Source organism: Modicisalibacter muralis (genome assembly GCF_900102945.1).
GTDB classification, from domain to species: Bacteria; Pseudomonadota; Gammaproteobacteria; order Pseudomonadales; family Halomonadaceae; genus Modicisalibacter; species Modicisalibacter muralis.
The window spans coordinates 247,594-266,181 of record NZ_FNGI01000001.1 but is presented as its reverse complement, the minus strand read 5'-3'; the positions used below and the strand labels follow the sequence as shown (position 1 = coordinate 266,181).

General features: G+C 60.1%; 15 protein-coding genes and 1 other RNA gene. 3 read left to right on the top strand and 13 right to left on the bottom strand.

The window, feature by feature from the left end:
• Positions 1–60: 60 nt before the first annotated feature.
• The 4 genes from BLR92_RS01295 to BLR92_RS01280 all read right to left on the bottom strand — a co-directional run bounded on the left by BLR92_RS01295 (position 61) and on the right by BLR92_RS01280 (position 4,951).
• On the bottom strand, positions 61–1,716 hold the full coding sequence (locus BLR92_RS01295) for an AMP-binding protein (protein ID WP_089724748.1): 1,656 nt from the start codon (positions 1,714–1,716) through the stop codon (positions 61–63).
• Positions 1,717–1,887: 171 nt separating this feature from the next.
• Entirely contained in the window at positions 1,888–2,679 is a 792-nt protein-coding gene (locus BLR92_RS01290; RefSeq protein WP_089724746.1) for a class II glutamine amidotransferase, read from the bottom strand.
• The gene (locus BLR92_RS01285) at positions 2,672–4,513 is read right to left on the bottom strand and encodes a VWA domain-containing protein (protein WP_089724744.1); all 1,842 of its coding nucleotides are present in this window, start codon (positions 4,511–4,513) and stop codon (positions 2,672–2,674) included. The genes BLR92_RS01290 and BLR92_RS01285 overlap by 8 nt, the downstream gene beginning before the upstream one ends.
• Before the next feature lie 9 nt (positions 4,514–4,522).
• Positions 4,523–4,951 (bottom strand): hypothetical protein, encoded by a 429-nt coding sequence (locus tag BLR92_RS01280; protein ID WP_089724741.1) that lies wholly within the window; start codon positions 4,949–4,951, stop codon positions 4,523–4,525.
• A 51-nt stretch (positions 4,952–5,002) separates the two neighbouring features.
• Here BLR92_RS01280 and BLR92_RS01275 point away from each other — a divergent pair, with 51 nt between their 5' ends.
• Positions 5,003–7,069: a S9 family peptidase gene (locus BLR92_RS01275; RefSeq protein ID WP_089724739.1), complete on the top strand. Its 2,067-nt coding sequence runs from the start codon at positions 5,003–5,005 to the stop codon at positions 7,067–7,069.
• Between the two features lie 168 nt (positions 7,070–7,237).
• Positions 7,238–8,653 carry an APC family permease gene (locus BLR92_RS01270; protein ID WP_217636513.1) on the top strand — a complete coding sequence of 472 codons (1,416 nt, stop codon included), beginning with the start codon at positions 7,238–7,240 and terminating at the stop codon, positions 8,651–8,653.
• Between the two features lie 21 nt (positions 8,654–8,674).
• Here BLR92_RS01270 and BLR92_RS01265 read toward each other — a convergent pair whose 3' ends face one another.
• From BLR92_RS01265 to dnaX, 6 genes are all read right to left on the bottom strand, one after another.
• Entirely contained in the window at positions 8,675–9,124 is a 450-nt protein-coding gene (locus BLR92_RS01265; protein WP_089724735.1) for a YcgN family cysteine cluster protein, read from the bottom strand.
• Between the two features lies 1 nt (position 9,125).
• The gene (locus BLR92_RS01260) at positions 9,126–9,416 is read right to left on the bottom strand and encodes a YcgL domain-containing protein (protein WP_089724733.1); all 291 of its coding nucleotides are present in this window, start codon (positions 9,414–9,416) and stop codon (positions 9,126–9,128) included.
• Positions 9,417–9,418: 2 nt separating this feature from the next.
• Positions 9,419–10,564: a ribonuclease D gene (rnd, locus tag BLR92_RS01255; protein WP_089724731.1), complete on the bottom strand. Its 1,146-nt coding sequence runs from the start codon at positions 10,562–10,564 to the stop codon at positions 9,419–9,421.
• 59 nt (positions 10,565–10,623) lie between these two features.
• Positions 10,624–11,229 (bottom strand): recombination mediator RecR, encoded by a 606-nt coding sequence (recR, locus tag BLR92_RS01250; RefSeq protein WP_089724729.1) that lies wholly within the window; start codon positions 11,227–11,229, stop codon positions 10,624–10,626.
• A gap of 146 nt (positions 11,230–11,375) precedes the next feature.
• Entirely contained in the window at positions 11,376–11,702 is a 327-nt protein-coding gene (locus BLR92_RS01245; protein ID WP_089724727.1) for a YbaB/EbfC family nucleoid-associated protein, read from the bottom strand.
• 64 nt (positions 11,703–11,766) lie between these two features.
• Entirely contained in the window at positions 11,767–13,725 is a 1,959-nt protein-coding gene (gene dnaX / locus BLR92_RS01240) for a DNA polymerase III subunit gamma/tau (protein WP_089724725.1), read from the bottom strand.
• Between the two features lie 266 nt (positions 13,726–13,991).
• On the opposite strand from dnaX, the gene BLR92_RS01235 reads away from it, so the two are divergent.
• Entirely contained in the window at positions 13,992–15,161 is a 1,170-nt protein-coding gene (locus tag BLR92_RS01235; RefSeq protein ID WP_089724724.1) for a PD-(D/E)XK nuclease family protein, read from the top strand.
• 32 nt (positions 15,162–15,193) lie between these two features.
• Here BLR92_RS01235 and BLR92_RS01230 read toward each other — a convergent pair whose 3' ends face one another.
• The 3 genes from BLR92_RS01230 to ffs form a co-directional block, all read right to left on the bottom strand.
• Positions 15,194–17,389, bottom strand: coding sequence for an AAA family ATPase (locus tag BLR92_RS01230; protein WP_089724722.1), 2,196 nt, complete (start codon positions 17,387–17,389; stop codon positions 15,194–15,196).
• A gap of 263 nt (positions 17,390–17,652) precedes the next feature.
• Positions 17,653–17,997: a GNAT family N-acetyltransferase gene (locus BLR92_RS01225; protein WP_217636512.1), complete on the bottom strand. Its 345-nt coding sequence runs from the start codon at positions 17,995–17,997 to the stop codon at positions 17,653–17,655.
• A gap of 307 nt (positions 17,998–18,304) precedes the next feature.
• An RNA gene (gene ffs / locus BLR92_RS01220) (signal recognition particle sRNA small type) lies at positions 18,305–18,401 on the bottom strand.
• Positions 18,402–18,588 lie beyond the last annotated feature (187 nt).

The window sequence follows — 18,588 nt, the reverse complement described above, 5'->3', positions numbered from 1 at the left end:
ACCGGGACGGGCAGGCAATTGTAACGCCGGGCATGCGGCCACGGCTATTTCATGCCGCGCTCAAGACTCCCTGAGTTCACGGCGCAATACTTTACCGACGTTGGTCTTGGGCAATTCGTCGCGAAATTCGATCAATTTGGGCACCTTGTAGGCGGCGAGCTCCTTCTTGCACCAGCCACGCAGCGTCTCGGCATCCAGCGTGTCGCTACGCGAGACCACGAACAGCTTGATCGCCTCGCCGCTGTTATCATCGGCCACGCCGATCGCGGCGGCCTCGATCACTTCGGGGTGGCCGGCTACCACGTCTTCGATCTCGTTGGGATAGACGTTGAAGCCGGAGACGATGATCATGTCCTTCTTGCGGTCAACGATACGGATGTAGCCATCTTCCTGCAGCACGGCGATATCGCCGGTGCGAATCCAGCCCTCGCCGTCGAGCGTCTTGGCGGTATCCTCGGGGCGATTCCAGTAGCCCTTCATCACCTGTGGCCCCTGGACGCACAACTCGCCCGGCTCGCCCAGCGGCAGTGACTCGCCATCATCATTGATGACCTTCACCGAGGTGCCCGCCACCGGTTTGCCGATGGTGCCGAGTTGAATGGCGCTCGGCGGATTGAAGGAGACGATCGGCGACGTTTCGGTCATGCCATAACCTTCGGCAATCGGACAGCCGGTTATTTCTTCCCAGCGCTTGGCGGCGGCCTTGGTCAACGCCATGCCACCCGAGATGGTCAGCTTGAGCGACGAGAAATCGAGCGCGCGAAAATCTTCGCGATTGGCGAGTGCGTTGAATAACGTATTGAGGCCCACGAAGCCCGAGAATTTGAGCGTCTTGAGCGTCTTGATGAAACCGTCGATATCGCGCGGGTTGGTGATCAGCACGCTGTGGTTGCCGGTTTCCATCATGAACAGGCAATTCACGGTAAAGGTGTAGATGTGGTAGACCGGCAACGGTGCTATCACCGTCTCGCAACCTTCGCCGAGTACGTCCGACATCAGCGACCGGGCCTGCAACATGTTGGCTATCAGGTTGCGGTTGGTGAGCATGGTGCCCTTGGCCGGCCCCGTGGTGCCGCCGGTGTATTGCAGCGCGGCAATATCGCCCGTCTCCCGCGCCACCTCACGATGCTCTAGCCCATGGCCCTTGGCCAACGCCTGGCGAAAGCCGATCGCGCTGGGCAGCGAGTACTTCGGCACCATCTTCTTGACGTGCTTGACCACCGCATTGATCAGCGCGCGCTTGGGGAAACCGTGCAGGTCGCCGAGCTCGGTGACCAACACATGCTTGATCTGGGTCTGCCCGAGCACCCTCTCCAGCTTGTCGGCCATGTTGGCCAGGATCAGGATCGCCTTGGCGCCGGAGTCGTCGAACTGATGACGCATCTCGCGCTCGGTGTACAGCGGGTTGGTATTGACCACCACCAGGCCGGCACGCAGCGCGCCGAATACCGCCACCGGAAATTGCAGGACGTTGGGCAACTGAATGGCGATGCGATCGCCCGGCTCGAGATCGGTTTTATGCTGCAGCCAAGCAGCGAAATCGGCCGATAATAGGTCCAGTTCACCGTAGCTCAGCGTCCGGCCCATGCAACTGAAGGCCGGCTTGTCAGCGAAGCGCTTGACCGAAGCGTGGAAGACATCCATCACCGAGGTATAGTCGTCGAGCCCCTCGAGGGTCGGACCGGAGAGGATGGGAGCGCTAGTGGGCTGACTCATGGGCAGATCTCCGCAGATGCCATCGGCTGAAGCCGATTGTTTTTTGTTGACTCAAGGGCGTTTCAGAAGCTTCTTTGTCATGCCGCTAGGATTACGAACGTCGCGGCCACCTTATAACAGCACCGCCAGGCTGTAAAACAAGCGATTGAAACAGTCGTTCAACCCTAGTCGTCAATCACCATCCATGCAGCTATAGTGCGCCATAATTTCACCATCGCGCCACACCAACAGTTCGCCCGGCAGCATGTGGGTCCAGCGTTCGTTGTCGGTCAGCGGCTCGGTGGCGATCACCGAGACCACATCGGCGGGCGTGGTGTGCTCGACGAAATCGACGGCCATTTCGGCATCGCACAGGCGCGCCTCGCCAAACGGGGCACGTCGGGTGATGTGCACCAGCTTGGTGGCGCAATAGCAATACAGGTGGCGGCCATCGGTCAGCAGCATATTGAACACACCGAGTTCGTGCAGCCGCTCGCAAAGACCATGCAGCGCCTTCCATAACGCTTCGGGATCGCTCGGCGGGGCCGTGAAGCGCTGGCGCAACTCGCCCATCAGCCAACAGAAGACGTGTTCGCTATCGGTGTCGCCCACCGCCTGGTAGAACGCCGGTACCAGCGCCTGCCAGCCGCCGAGCTGGCCATTATGCGCATAGCACCACTGGCGCCCCCACATCTCGCGGGTAAACGGATGGGTATTGGCCAGGCATATGTCACCGACATTGGCCTGGCGGATATGACTGATCACCACATGCGATTTGATCGGGTAATCGCTGATCAGCCGCGCGATTGGCGAATCCGCCGAGGGATGTGGATCGCGAAACTCCCGGTAGCCGCCCTCTTCATAAAAGGCGATACCCCAGCCATCGCGGTGCGGGCCGGTGCCGCCGCCACGGCGCAGAAAGCCGGTAAAGCTGAAACAGATATCCGTAGGCACATTGGCACTCATGCCCAACAGCTCACACATGCGGTTCCTCCCGCCGCCGTCGCCGGCGATGCGCCGCGTGGCGGCGCCATGCGATCAACATCAGCAACCCCACCACCACGGCAGCGATCAGCACCCAGGAAAGCGGGTCGTCGCTATGCTCGCGCAACTCGGGACTCACCTCGGCCCATAGCGCCTTGGCCTGTTCGGGTAACTCGCCCAATACCTGGCCCACGGAGCCACCCAGTTCGCTGAGCAACGAAGGCGACTGTGGCGTTGCTTCGCCGGGCACCTGCTCACTGGCGGCCAGCGCCTGCGTATCGAGCCCTTGGCGATCCAGGCTGGCACTGCCCAAGCCGGTGTCCGCATCGGTATTGAGCTGCAGCGTCGGCAGTTGCAGGGTGCGGGTTTCGCCGTCCAGGGTAATCGTCGCGGTCAGCGCCAGCGGCACCGACAAATCCTCGTCGAGCTCGGGCAGATCGATTTGCCAGTCATGCGCATCGACCGGCACGACGGGTAGCGTTTCGCCCTGCAACGACGCTTCGATACGCGTATTGTCGGCATTCAGCCGAGGATGTTCCGCATGCAGGCTGACGAGGTTCGCGGCTGCGTCGGGCGTGGCGCTGATCGCCGGCAATACGTTGACCGCTTGACGGCGCTGGCGTACGAACTCATCGCTTTCGGCAATCACCGCCAGCCGCGCGTTGCCGGTAGTCTCGGGCGCCGGCAACAGGCCACGGTAGCGCAGGCGCTCGCCGTCGCCATCAGATGCCAGTGTTACCGATTCGCTGATATCGCCATTGTCGATATCGCGCAACTCGGCGCGCACCTGCAAATCCTGTGGTGTCTCGCTTGCCGCCAGCGGCACGCCCCGCTCTTCGAGCCAGGCCTCGATCTGCGTTTCGAATCCGCGATAGAGCGCCGTCGGCAGTTCATCGGTACGCAACGATAGCGGCGAATCGATGTTGACCCGGCTCTCGTCGCCTATCTCGCCTTCGATGCGCCACTCGCCCTCGCTCGGGTTGGGCACGGTAATCAAGTCGAAGAGCGGCTGATGTTCCCAACGGATATCCTCGGGATGATCCTCAGCGGTATAGCGCTCGCCGTCGGGACCAATCAGTACCAGCGGTGGCGCGTCCGGTTCGTGGAACAGCAGCGACGAAAACGCCTCGACGCGATCGTCGACGCGGAACCGGTTGTCTTCCAGCGGAAGCTGGTCGCGGGGAAAAATGCGGTCGAAGACATCGAGAAACGCACGCATCAGCGCTTCGGGCGTCTCGGCCACCGCGGCGAGCCCGCCGGTGGTACGTGCCATGTTCTCGAGCAGCGTGATATCCACCTGGGGCGAAAAGGCGATGGTATGAATCACCACGTTTTCGTCCGCCAGCGCCGGCGCCAGTTCATCCAGTAGCCGCTGGCGCGACGCCGCATCCTGCGCGCTTTTGTTGCCTCCGCCGGCGGGAACGTCGACGACGCCGTCGGTAAGCAATACCAGATGGCGCTCGCTGGAAGCCGGTGGCGCCGATGCCGCCTGACGCACGGCCTGCTCGATATCGGTAAACTGCTGATACTCGAACAGCGCCGGCTTCAATGCCAGCGCGCGACGCCGCCAGGCATCATCGACGGTCGATGTGGGCAACGGGTTGGCAACCTCGCTGCCGAAGGTCCAGAGTCCGCTTCGCGCCCCCGACGGCAACAATGACACCATCAACTCCAGCGCACTCGCACTGAGCCGATTGGGATCGTTGTATTTCATGCTGCCGGAAACATCGATCACCATGCGTACGTCCGGGCGATCTTCCGGCGTCTCCTGGGCCCACCCCTGGGTGGTCCAGGCCAGCAGCGACAGTAACGTCGCGGCAATCAACACGCGCATTGCGATTCCTTAACCAATCACCGGCTCCCGGCGTTTATCGGCGACCGGCGCCCTACCGCCGCCCCCGCTATTGTCGTCATCGGAATTCTGCTCATTGCGGCGGCGCAGCCAGCCCCATAGCAGCACCCCGGCACCGGCACCCAACCCCATGCCCAGCAGCAATAGTGGTAATGCCGCGGAGAAGTCGCCCCGGGCACCCTGCAGCACCGCCACGGCGGCAACCACGATCGACGGCGCCAGGCCTTCATAGACTTCATCCTCGAGCACCGGAATCGTGAAACCGGCCGGCATCCATAGCATGCCGGCCACGATTCCCGTCACTACGAAGCGTGGAAATCTGGGTAGCCAACGAATAGCAAGGTAGCCAGTCACCAGTACCACCAGCGACAATGCCACATAGACCAGCCACAGTAGTGGTATGGAATCGGATATCAGCATCGTCTAGTTTTCTCCTGAAATTGGTTTGATCATCATGGTACACCGCGTTCAATGAAAGCACAGCCGCCCATCGCCGCATCACCCGGCTCTCCCATTCCACGCTTCCGGCGTAACGACGACCCGCATTGGCATTGGTTGGAAGACCGCGACGACCAGGCCGTGACGGCGTTTCTCGATGCCGCCAACGCCGAGTGCGACCACTGGTTCGCACCGCTGGAAGCGTTGGTCGAGTCGCTCTACCGTGGCCACCTGGCGCGTCGCGAACTGGCCATCGTGGGCCTGAAGACGCCACTCGAGCGTTACACCTACTGGAGCGAGACCGCCGCCGAGGCCGATTACCCCACCTGGTGGCGTCATCCGAATGGCGCGCCCGAGCGGCGTGAACGATTACTCGACCTCGAAACCCGCGCCAGCGAGCGGCATTATCTCGAACTCGGCGACCTGGCCATATCCCCCGATGAACAATGGCTGGCCTGGACCGAAGACAGCCGTGGCGATGAATACTTCGACCTGTATCTGTGCCAATTGCCGCATGGCGAACCCCAACTGCTGCTAGAAGGCATCGGCCCGGAACTGACCTGGGCCGAGGACAACCGCACGCTGCTGTTCACGCGCTACGACGCCACCCAGCGCCCGGCTAGCGTATGGCGTTTGACACGCGATAGCGGCGAATCGATCCTCGTTTTTGAGGAAACCGATGCGCAATTCTGGGTCGGCCTGGGTAAGACCCGCTCCAAGGCCTGGCTGGTGCTGGAAACCGCCTCCAAGGACACCTCGGAGTGCTACCTGATTCCCGCTCACGCGCCAAGCACGCCGCCACGCTGCGTCAGACCGCGCGAGAATGGCGTCGAGTACAGCATCGAGCACCGCCCAGGCCATTTCTACGTGCTGCACAATCGCCAGGCGGCGCATTTCTGTCTGGACGTAGCGCCGGAGGCCCAGCCCGATGCCTGGCAATCGCTGATCGCCCACCGTGAGGAGCATACGCTGGAGGGCGTCGATGCCTTTGCCTGGGGGCTGGTGATCACCGAGCGCGATCACCATGAGGCTCAAGTGCATTTGCGGGTACTCGAATTCGATAGCCAGCATGAGCCGATTGGCGAGCAGCGCCTGCCGCTTCCCGAAACACCGTGCAGCCTGGCGCTCGGCGATACGCCGGATTTCGCCACCCGTCGCCTGCGCCTGCACGAGGAGTCCTTCACGCTGCCGCCACGCTGGGTCGAGCATGACCTGGATACCAACGCCCGTCGCCTGCTCAAGAGCCAGCCGATTCATGGCGACCTGCCACCCGAGCAAATTGTCTGTCGGCGATTGTGGGCGACCTCGCACGATGGCGAGCGGATTCCGGTTTCGGTGGTGGCGCGCGCCGACCTACTCGGTCGGCAAGCGTTGCCAACGCTGCTTTACGGCTACGGCGCCTATGGCGAGGTGCTCGACCCGTGGTTCTCGGTGGCACGCCTGGAGCTACTGTCGCGCGGTATGGCCTTCGCGGTGGCGCACGTGCGCGGTGGTGGCGACCGGGGCGAGCCCTGGTATCTGGCCGGCAAGCTCGAGCACAAGGCCAACAGCTTCAGCGACTTCCTCGCCGCCCGCGACGCGCTGGTCGAGGCCGGCCTGAGCGATGGCGAGCACATCGCCGCCTACGGCGCCAGCGCCGGCGGCCTGCTGGTCGGGGCCAGCGTCAATCTCGACCCCGGGGCATTTTGCGCCGCGGTACTCGACGTGCCCTTCGTCGATGTATTGCGCACCATGGAAAATCCCGACCTGCCGCTGACCACCGCCGAGTACACCGAGTGGGGCAACCCGGCCGAGCCCGCGGTACGTCGACGCATCCGTGACTACTCGCCGCTCGACAACCTCGCCGCGCTGCCCTACCCGCCGATGTTCCTGCAAGCCAGCTGGCACGATTCGCGGGTGCCCTATTGGGAGCCGGCCAAGCTCTATGCACGATTGACCGAGCTGGATACAACACACGGCCCGACGCTGCTACGCACCGACATGGCCGCCGGGCACGGCGGCGCCTCGGGGCGCTTCAAGGCGTGGCAAGACAATGCCCGTCAGGATGCCTTCATCCTATGGGCGCTGGGATTAGCTGAACAGAGGTTGGCGGAACACTGAAAGCCGACAACACGGCCATTCGCTACTACGCTTTTTGCATATCCTTAATTTAACAACAAAAAAGTCATTCGGGTCCGTCCAGGGCATACTCTCGGGAAGGCGTCGAGAAAGAGTATCGAGAAACGGCGCCACATGCTCTGTTCGCCCCTGTCATGCAGGGAGTGTCACGTGGAGTCGGAAACCAGAGACAACAGTCTCACGCGGAGCATGGGACCGATAGGGGCCACCGCCACCGTGGTCGCCGGGACGCTCGGCGCGGGGCTGTTCGTGACAATCGGCACCGCCAGCGGCACGACCGGGCCGAGCGTCATCCTAGCAGTGGCACTGACGGGCGTCATCGCGATGGCCGTAGCGATGAACTATAGCTGGATGGCGACCATTTTCCCCGGTGCCGGAGGGGCCTACACCCTCGTCTCGCGAACCTTTCGCAACCGCCTGGCGGGATTCGTCGTCACCTGGACCAAATGGCTAGGTTACATGGCCGCCGACGCGGTTCTGGCCATCGGCTTCGGTAACTACCTCAAGGTGTTCTATCCGAGTATCGATCCCGCACTCTCCGGATTCGCCTTGCTGACGGTACTTTTTCTCATCAACCTCATCGGCACGAAGGGCTATAGCACGACGCAAAACGTCATGTTCTGGCTGCTCATCGCCGCCATACTCGTGCTCGTGGTGCCGGGACTTGTGCATATCGATACCGCAAACTATCGCCCCTTCTTCACCGGTGGCATGAGCGGACTCGTTGCATCCGCCGTCCCGCTGTTCTACGCGTTCATCGGCATCGAAGTCGCCGCGCAATTTAGCGCGGAAGTGAAAAACCCCGGCCGTAATCTGCCGTTGGCAATGCTCGGCGGAACGGGCATCCTGATCCTTCTGTACATGCTGACGGCGGTGGTCATCTACGGCGTCGTCAACGATTACACCGTCTTGGCCGATTCCGCGCGGCCTCTGGCAACTGCCGCCAACGTGTTCCTCGGCGAGTACGCCGTCGCCGTCGTCGCCATCGGCGGCCTGCTCGCCACCGCCACGAGTGTTCATGCCGTCATGGCCGCTGGCATCAAGATCCCCTACGCATGGTCGTGGGATTCACTCTTTCCCCAGTGGTTCTCGACGGTCAGCAAACGCTTCCGGACACCCCACTGGTCGCTGCTCACGCTGTACGCCGCTGCCTGTGCGCTCACCTTCTGGTCGGGAGGGCTCGACCGGGCCATCGCCATCGCCACGTTCAGCTACCTGATCGCGTATCTAGCGGTCTCGCTGGCGGCCGGCTACATCTACCTGAAGCGCGCGGATATGGCCTCGCGGGCCGCTTTCCAGCCGGGCGGCTGGTTCTATGTGCCGATCGTCGTTGCCGTGCTCGGGTCGGGCGCCATTATCTCGCAGGCGGCAAATTGGGTGGCACTTTTCAGTGGCGACTTCGCGGCGCTCTCGACGCTCGCCATCTACATCCCGTGGCTGGCCGTCGGCCTCGTGGTATTCACGCTCTACTGGTATCTCGGCAAACAACGCGGTATCGACGTAGACGCTATTCTCGACACGATTCCCGGCGCTTCCAAGGAGTCGGCCTACCCGGGCGAGCGGTAACCGAGCGCGGCGACGCCGTCATCATGAGTCGATAGGCAGGATCGCGATGATGTGCTCATCGAGCTCGTCTTCGGGCACGTCGCGTTGCGAGACGGCGAAGCTCGCCACGCTGATGCCCTTGCGATGCACACGCTGGGGATCGCCGCAGATCAGCGGATGCCAGCGCGCCAGCTTGCGCCCCTCATGCACTCGCCGGTAGGCGCACGACTTGGGCAGCCAACGAAAATCGTCGACCCGCTCGGGCGTTAGCTGGGTGCAGTCGGGCACCTTCGCGAAGCGATTGGCGTAGTCGCCACAGCGACAGCTACCGATATCCAGCAGCTCGCAGGCCACGTTGAGCACCGCCACGTCGCCGCTGTCTTCGTCCTCGACTTTCAGCAGGCAACACTGGCCACAGCCATCGCACAGCGCCTCCCACTCCTCAACGCTCAGTTCATCGAGGGTGAAGCGCTCCCAGAAGCGTTCGCGCATCTCAATAGCGCGCTTCGGTGGGAGTTCGGTATAGATCGAGCATGTATTCATCCCTAGCCGGCGGCATCTGCAAATAAAAGCCCTTGGCCTCGATAGCCGCGATCACATCATTAACATCGGCACGTGCCAACGGCTTGTTTTCGCTGAGAATCAACGTCATCGCAGAAACCGGTTTGCCGAAACGCTCGAGTAGAACCTCGGGAACATCGACGAGACCACGCGCCTTGTCCACGTAAAGATAAAGCTCGTCCTTACGCGAGCTTTTGAATATCTCACAGAGCAACTTGCCCATCGTCAGTTCCTCTCGGCCTCGGCATCGATTTCGCTTAACGCCCGCTGAAAATTCTCGGCCAGCAGTTCACCACGCCAGCCTTCGGGCAATGGCAGCGGCTGTCGCTCCAGATCGGCAACCACCAGGGCCTCGAGATCGCGACGCCGCGCCAGCAACTCCGGCGCCACTCCCAAACGCTCGGCGGTACTGTTTGCCTGGCTCTTGAGCGCCTTGAACCGGCGCTTGAACGGCCCCGACATCGGCGAGGGCAGTACGTCCGGCAATCGATCGCCATCGAGGTGCGCGGCTTCACGGACGATTGCCAGCAAGGCATCGCCTTCACGCTTGACCAGCGGTGGCTTGACGCCCTCCACCGCCGCCAATTCGTAACGATTGGTCGGCATCGCATCGGCAATTGCGAACAGCACATTGTCACTGACCAACCAGCTACGCGGCATGTCGCGGCTGCGAATCTCGGCTTCGCGCCATATCGTCAAGCGTTGGTATGCGGCTATCGAGCGTGCCGCCAATCGCCATAGCTGACGATGGCGGCGATGCCAGCCGCTGTCACTGTCGACATCACGACCAGCCTGGGCGACCAATGCGGCGCAGTCTTCCTCGAGCCAGGCCAGGCGGTCCAAATCTTCGAGCGCCTGGCGCTGCAACGCCCAGATCCCCGGCAAATAGATGACATCGAGCGCGGCATAGCGTGCCTGTGCCTCGCTGAGCGGCCGTGTCAGCCAGTCGGAGCGCGTTTCGTCCTTGGGCAAGACGTCGCCCGTCCAATGCTCGACCAGACGCTGATAGCCCATCGATGGAACCTCGCCGAGCAGCGCTTGCGCTAGCTGGGTATCGATCAGCGGCTGCATTACCACGCCGGCCCAGTTGCCGATCACTTCGAGGTCTTCACTGCTGGCGTGCAACAGCTTGAGTGGCCCTTGTTCGCCCAGCAATCGCTGCAAGGCGGGGGTTGCCGACAACGCCTGGGGATCGATCAGGTAGACATCCTGGCCCGACGACAACTGAAGTAGCGCCGGCACCGGGTGAAACGTCGACTCGCGAAAGAATTCGGTATCCACGGCGAGTGCCTCGGCGTCGCCCAGCTTGGCGCAGGCGGCGTCCAGGGCGGCGGTGGTATCGATCCAGTGTATCGTGGGGTCAAGGGACATGAAGGCAACTTTGGTTTTTGGAGTCAGTGATTCTTGAGATGGCAGGTCGTGCCTGGCGTTCATTCGCCACGAAACGGTAGCCGACCATTGAAGGCCCGGCTCAAGGTGCCGCCATCGACGTACTCGAGTTCGCCGCCCATCGGCACGCCATAGGCCAGTCGCGACAGACGCATGCCGCGCTCACGCAATTGCTCGGCGATATAGTGCGCGGTAGCTTCGCCCTCGACGGTGGGGTTGGTGGCGAGAATGACCTCCTCGACGCCGCCTTCATCGAGGCGTACATCGAGTTGGTCGAGTCCGATATCCTCCGGGCCAATACCATCGAGCGGCGAAAGGTGACCGTGCAGCACGAAATAGTGGCCGCGATAGCCGCCGGCATCCTCGATGGCCAGCATGTCGGCCGGCGACTCCACCACGCAGAGCACCCCATCGTCACGCCGTGGACTGGTGCATAGCGCGCACATGTCTTCTTCGGTCAATGTGCGGCAGCGCCGACAATAGCCGACCTCTTCCAACGCCTGGGCAAGCACGCCAGCCAGGCGACGACCGCCATCACGATCGCGTTCGAGCAGGTGCAGCGCCATGCGTTGAGCGGTCTTCGGCCCAACGCCCGGCAGCACGCGCAACGCTTCGAGCAGGCGGTCGACAAGCGGCGAGAAGCTCATAGGCAAGGCTCTTAGCGAAAAGTCGGCGAACGATGATCAGACAAGGCAAAAATCAGCGAAAAAACGGAGTTTACATAAAAGTAAATGAGTATTTTAAGCTGATTTTTAACGCCGTATGATCGAGTGCAGGCAGTTTTAGCAAGAGCCTAAAAGGGCATCTTGAAGCCTGCTGGTAGATTCAATCCAGCGGTCGCCTCTTCCATCTTGGCCTTGGAATTGGCCTCGACCTTGCGCACCGCATCGTTGACCGCGGCGGCCAACAGATCCTCGAGCATCTCCTTGTCTTCTTCCAGGATGCTCGGGTCGATGTCGACCTTGCTCACGTCATGACGGCCGTTCATGGTCACCTTGATCATGCCGGCGCCGGCTTCACCGCTGACCTCGGTGCGCGCGATTTCTTCCTGAATTTGCTGCATCTTCTCCTGCATTTCCTGAGCCTGCTGCATCAGGTTGCCCATTCCGCCCTTGAACATGCTGTCACCTCATCAATATGGTCTTGTCAGGATACGATGGCCTACCCGCGCCACCGTGGCAATTTCATTGCGCGCGAGTTTGCGGCGCGACAGTCTGCTCCAGCAGACGCGCATCGAAAGCCTGCTCCAATTGCTGGATATGCGGGTCGCCACGCAGCGCTTCAACCGCCTCGCCGTGGCGCTGGGCCGCTTCGCGGTCGCTGCGCGCCTTGGGCGTCTCGAGCGTATCCGGCAACTCGCCCGCCTCGATCACGATTTTCCGCTCGACGCCCACCTCGGCCAATGCTTTTCGTACTCGCTCGACATGCACCTCGGCATTCATCGCCGCCTGGCTGGGGTCGAGGCGCAGCGACAGTCGCTGGCCGTCGTCTTGCTCGATCACGCAATGCGCCGCCAGGTTGCGGGTCAGCCCCGATAGCGCCAGACGCGGGAATGTTTCCAGCCAGGCGGCATGATCGAAACCGCTCGCCGAATCGATCACCACCGGCTCAAGGTCGGGCTCGGGTTCGGGTTCGGCTTGAGACTCGAGGTCCTGATCGACCACGGCGACTGCTTCGGCAGTGGCTGCTTCGGCGGCCTCCTCAATCGCCGCTTCCCCGGCGAGGGTGTCACCCGTCGCTGCGGGCGGGATTTCGGCAGCCGGCGGCTCGGCAGGCGTCGAAAGCGCCGGGCTGACCGCCGCCTCGGATGGCATGTCGCGTGTCTCGGCCGGTTCCTCTGGCTCTACTTGTGCTTCGGGTTCCTGCTGCTGTTCCGGCTCACTGGCCTCGGGTAACGCTTCCCAAGGCGGCGGAGCGTCATCCTGCGGGGGTATTTCCGACTCCACCGAGGAAGCCAATTCGGGCTTCGCCGCCTCGGCCGCTGGCGGACTCGGCTCAGAGCCACCGGCCTGCTGTTCGCCACGCAGCGGCAGGGGCGTTTGCGGCGGCTTGGGCACGCCCTGCGGGCGAAACGCCAGCATACGCAGTAGCGTCATCTCCAGCGCGGTGCGGGCATCCGGCGCGCTATCCATATCGCTACGGCCCTGCAGGCCGATCTGGTAATAGAGTTGGACGTCTTCGGCGGTGAAACGCGCCGCCAGGGCCAGCAGTGCATCGCGATCGCCATGGCCGTTATCCAGCGCCTCGGGCACCATCTGGGCGATAGCCAGGCGATGAAAGATGCCCGCCAGTTCGTCGAGCATACCCGCGAAATCGGGGCCCTGCTCGGCCAGGCTGGCGACTTCGGCCAACACGCGGGCGGCATCGACCTCGGCCAGTGCCTCGGCCAGCGCCAATAGATGATGCTGATCGAGCGTGCCGAGCATGGCCGCCACGTCGCTGCGATTCACCTGCCCCTGGCCGAAAGCGATGGCCTGGTCAGTCAGGCTCAGCGCGTCGCGCATCGAGCCATCGGCGGCTTTGCCCAGCAACCACAGCGCGGTTTCTTCAAACGTCACCTGCTCGGCCTCGAGCACCTTTGAGAGATGCCCGACGATGCGCTCCGGCGGCATGTTCTTGAGAGTGAACTGCAGGCAGCGCGACAGCACCGTTACCGGCAGTTTCTGCGGGTCGGTGGTGGCAAGCAGGAACTTGACGTGGGGCGGCGGCTCCTCGAGCGTCTTGAGCAGCGCATTGAAACTGTGGGTCGACAGCATGTGCACCTCATCGATGAGATACACCTTGTAGCGGCCCTGGGTCGGCGCGTACTGCACGTTGTCGAGCAGCTCGCGGGTATCCTCTACCTTGGTCCGCGAGGCGGCATCGACCTCGATCAGGTCGACGAAACGGCCCTCGTCGATCTCGCGGCAGGTCGAGCACTGACCACAAGGCGTCGAGGTCACGCCGGTCTCGCAGTTCAGACACTTGGCGAGAATACGCGCCAGCGTCGTCTTGCCGACCCCGCGCGTACCGGTGAACAGGTAAGCGTGATGCAGCCTTCCCTGGTCGAGCGCGTTGACCAGAGCACGCTGAACGTGCTCCTGGCCGACCAGTTCATGGAAGGTGCGCGGACGCCACTTGCGGGCCAACACCTGATAGCTCATGCAGCGCGGAATCCTTGCAAAGGGTGATAGGCGAAGGCCGGCAGCGACCAAGGCCAGAAGTAAACCGACATTCTAGCGGTTGGGGGCAGTAGCGGAAAGCGTGGCGATGTCAGCTTCAGGATTGGTCAGGATTGCCGTTAACTAATATTGCATCTCACTCCGATCCATCATGGCAGGCTATTAGCCCCAGCGTAGCAACGGAGCTTTCTATAAGAACCGATAAAACGCAGGCCATAGGAACCGATCAAACGTAGGGCGAACCACGCATGAGCGAATTAGAAAATTTTCTGAAAGAGCTGGAACTGCTGAAAATAGAGGTACCGGAACCCAATTTTTTCTCCGCTGGTGGGCCTGGCGACAAGGAAAATCCGCTTTCAAAACTGTTGGCATTATTCATGGGAAGCCGCCAGGGGGCGCCCAGGTGGCTGGCAAAGGCCCTGCTGACTTGCCTATCCGACAACGGGCATTTCGATGCTCAGAAATTGGCCGGTATCCATTGGGAAAGCATAGAAACCGAATGTGAAGTCGTTTGCCCGGATGGAGGGCGCATCGACCTGGTGGTCAGCGATGGAAACTTTGTGCTGGGAATCGAGCATAAGGTTAATGCCCTGATCGACAACCCTTTCGCACAATATAACGAATGTCTCGAGAGTTATGATTGTGTAACACGGGTAAAGTGCGTGCTTCGCCCGAGTCATAACAAGCACGAAATCCCTGCAGAGCACAAAGATTGGCATAATATATCCTATGATCAGCTCATCAATAAAGCGCTGTCATTATTCGGACAAGATGTTGCGGAGTCCTCTCATACCAAGTGGCAGGTCTTCTACCAAGAGCTTCTACTACACCTTAGATCGATTGAAAACCGTAAAGAGGAGAAAACCATGGACAACAAAGAACTCCCTATCGTATTAAACAACTATCCACAGCTAATAAAATCCGCCAATCTATTAAAAGAATTCAAAGCCCACCTAAATAATAAAGGTGAGCAATGCCTCCGGGAGTCACTGGCGACAGATGAAATAAAAAGCACCGCACTTCACAGCCTCACTAACAAGGCTGTTGATGACTACAAGGTATTACGATTTTATCCAGAGAAATGGAATAACCAAGCGCATGTCATGTTGGTTTTTTCCGAATCTGGCCTGGCGAAAGAAGGTTTTTATGTGCAAGCCTGCATCAAAGAGTCGGAACGGTGGAATTTAAAACAAATACGGCATAAATTCGAGAAGATCACCGCAAAAAATTGGCCATGGTACCCTCGCGACAATGAGAGCGTCGCTTGGTCCGAAGATAATAACTTGTTATTGATCCTAAGCGCATGGCCAAAGGAAGCCACCCTAGAGAGTGCTATGGTCGCCCTCTCGACCTTGGCCAAGTGGGTTCAAGAGAATGTCTTTGAAGAAACGTCTCATCCTGCCCTAGAGCCATCATAACCTTCTCGACCAAGGGCAGGTTCGCCAATACTCTATTCTCGCCGTGCCGCGTGTCTATCCTTATCAGCCAGCACGGGCATAGGCCGGTGGGAATTGATAAAGCCGATCGGCATACGGTTGCCGTGTCCTTGGCGAGTCTGCTGTTCAAGCTCTAGCGCCTTAAGCAGACTGTTCAGGCGCAGCGGGCAGCCACGCAGGTCGAGTTGATCCAGCGCGGTGTAAATATTACCCGGTGTCAGCGAATAAGCCGCAAGCTGATTATCAGAAAGTGCTGCTAGCGCCTTGCGGTCTCGCTCGGGAATCACCTCCTGCAGCAACTCACGCAACTGGGTTATTTTCAAAAAGTCGAAGCCAACCTTGAGATCGAAGCGACGCATCACCGCATGATCGAGATATTCGAAGCGATTGGTGGTGGCGATAAATACGCCATCGAAATTTTCCAATTGCACCAACAATTCATTGACCTGAGAAACTTCCCAGCTCTGATCAGCCCGCGCCCGGTTCATCAAAAAAGTGTCGGCTTCATCGAGTAGCAGCACGGCCCCTCTATCTCGCGCATTCTCGAACAGCTCGGCAAGTTTTTGTTCTGTGCCACCCACGAACATATCGAGTAATGTGCTGGCATGCGCCTTGACCAGCGGCCTGCCGAGCAAATCCGCCAGATAAGTAGCCAGTGCGGTTTTGCCACTACCAGACGGGCCATGCAGGCAGAGCCGCGCACAGCCACGGCGCTGAACTTGGCGGGTCACGCGGGATAATGCCGGCTGGGTGTTCAGCCAGGTTAGTCGATAGTCTGGCATGAGCCGCTTGACAGTCGATGGCTGCGAAAGAGTCGCGTCAAACACCCTATTCAGCGCCAAGTCATTTTCTCCCAGTGCGCGCAAACGTTCACGCAATACTGCCTTGAGTCGCCGCTGGTTGCGCAGTGGTTCATGCGCGGGTAATAACGCCCCCAGCTCGGCTAATTGATGGGCGATGGCTGGCGTCATCCACGACTGCTTGGCCAAGCGCTTTTTAGCGTCCATCAGAATCGGCAAATTCTGCAATAACGCGCACACTTGCGGATGCCCCCTTTTACTGCTCTGGGGTTTAATTTCGATGATGAGGTCGAAACGACGCAGAAAAGCGGGATCTAGCTTGATCACGCTGTTACTCAACCACAGTCCCGGCACGGTATTGCGCTCCAATACCTGGTTGGTCCATGCCTTGGGTACCTGCTTTTTACCCGCGAAGGCATCCTCGATCTCATCGAACAATAACAACGCATTCGATCTGCCTTCCAGCAGACGCTGCGCCATACGGTAGCGATTCAATCGAGTCGCAGGCTCGTAAGGTTGCTGCTTTTCATCCTCGACGGGAACCTCAAACATTTCGCCACCGAGCACCTGTCCCAAGGCCCGAGCCAGAGCAGTCTTACCGACACCGGGAGCGCCGTATAGCAATACGTTAGCGCCGGAGCGCCGCTCGCTCAGCGCACGTTTCAGGTAATCAACAATCAACTGAAGTTGGGAAACATAGCTAAAGCTATGCAATGGCAATACGGCAACCGGCACGCGTGGGCATAGCTGAATGAGCAACCGAGACAAGCACTTATCGATAACCTCGGGATTATCGCAATCTTCTACCAATAAAGGAGCAAGGTTTTCCAGAGTATTACCTGGCCTGGTAGCATCCAACAGATCACGAGTGCTATGAGGTGCTTCCAGAATCTCGAAGCGCATCAAAGGGCCATTGCAATGCAATGCCTGGGAAACCTGTCTCGGAGAGTGCCCAATCAGGCCTGCAATCAAAGCGGCTATCTGAGAAAAATCGTGTATTTCAATAGAGTCACAAAGATCCCTCAACAGGTTGTGGCGGAAGTTGAGCCAGGCCAGTATCGTCAGGTCGCGTTCCGTCTCGTTCAACCCAAAGACCTTCGCGAATTGCTCACAGATGCCAACCAGCGCCGTATCCACTCGTCCCTTTAGAGGTGACAGCTCATGCAAACGCCGCCTAGCCTGAACTTTACGCAAAATAGCGGCAGCTGGCTGGTTGCTCAATAACGTCTCCTCCACATCCATGCCTAACCAGTTGAATAGCTCCTTCCAGTCAGATTCATCGAAATGGCTTGGATTACCATGCAGGCTGACCAGCTTCAATGCGATTAGCTGTGCCAGCGATAACTCCACTTCATCGGCTTCATTAGAAGTCGACATCCAATTGGTATCGAGCAGCGATTCCCAGCGCATGACATTCTCCCGTGCAATGTAATGAACCGAGTATCGTCCCTATAAGCGACATATCACGTCGCATCCAAGAATAATTGCCTCCAGCAAGACCTCGAGACATTCAAGAGTTCGATTTCATTGATGCCTCATTACCGGTTCGCCCTTGTGGGCAAACGTAGGCCGGTGTCAGTGCCGGGCTTTCACCGCCCCAGGAGGCCGTGTGTTACGCGGCATAGCATCGGCAATCGACAAGCACCGCTAGCGGTTGGCGAATCGACGAGAGTTCAATCGGAGATGAGGTTAGGGTACCAGCCCATGCCGAGGGAGTGCGTGGGTCTGAAACCGAACTGGGCATAGAGCCTATGGGCTTCCCCATCGGCCATCAGGCTGACGAAGGCATTGGGCGGGGCTGTCCGCAGAATGTAATCGCGAATCTCGCCCATGATGCGTTTCCCCAGTCCCTGCCCTTGATGGGCGGGCTTCACGGCGATATCCACCACCTGATAGAAGCAGCCATCGTCACCGACCACTCGTCCCATGCCGACGGTCTCGCCCTGATAGGTCACTTGCACGGCAAAGAGGCTATTGGGTAGACCACGCCCGGCACCCGGCGCGCTTCGCTCGTTCATTCCGGCTTCTCGACGAAGCCTCAGATAGACTTCGACCTCAGGGGGTTCGTGGACCAATGCGTAACCGTCGTCCGTCATGTTCATCCCTATTCGAGCTTGGAGAGGGTGTGGCGTATGCGCCGATATCCACGCCGAGGGCTTTCCATCAATTCGAACGTCCGCAGTATCGCTCACATGATAACGGTCGAATGTCTATTAGGATAATCGAAGGGAGAAGTGGCGGCTGGATACGCGCGGCAGGAACCAGTTCGCAAGCGGTTGGCGAATCGATGAGCCGAGAGGAATACCGGGCCCAAAATGGAGGCGGCCCCACCAGCCACATCCCGGCACACGCAGCCACCACTACCGTTGCTCCCTTCCGGGCCTGGCGGGGTTCGCAGTTTAGCGTTGCGGGAGGACCGATAGGGCCACCACAGTCGTCTCGGTGTTCTCGATCGAATCTTTTTACCCATGGATTCTTGGATCGACCGGCAGTTACCGAGAGGCTCAAACAAGCGTGAGTCATCAGTCACTTGGCTTGAGCGCGCCGGCACTATAACAGCGCGCAATGACAGCGGCAAGCCTGCCGGCACCCGGGCCGTCGAGGCTAGC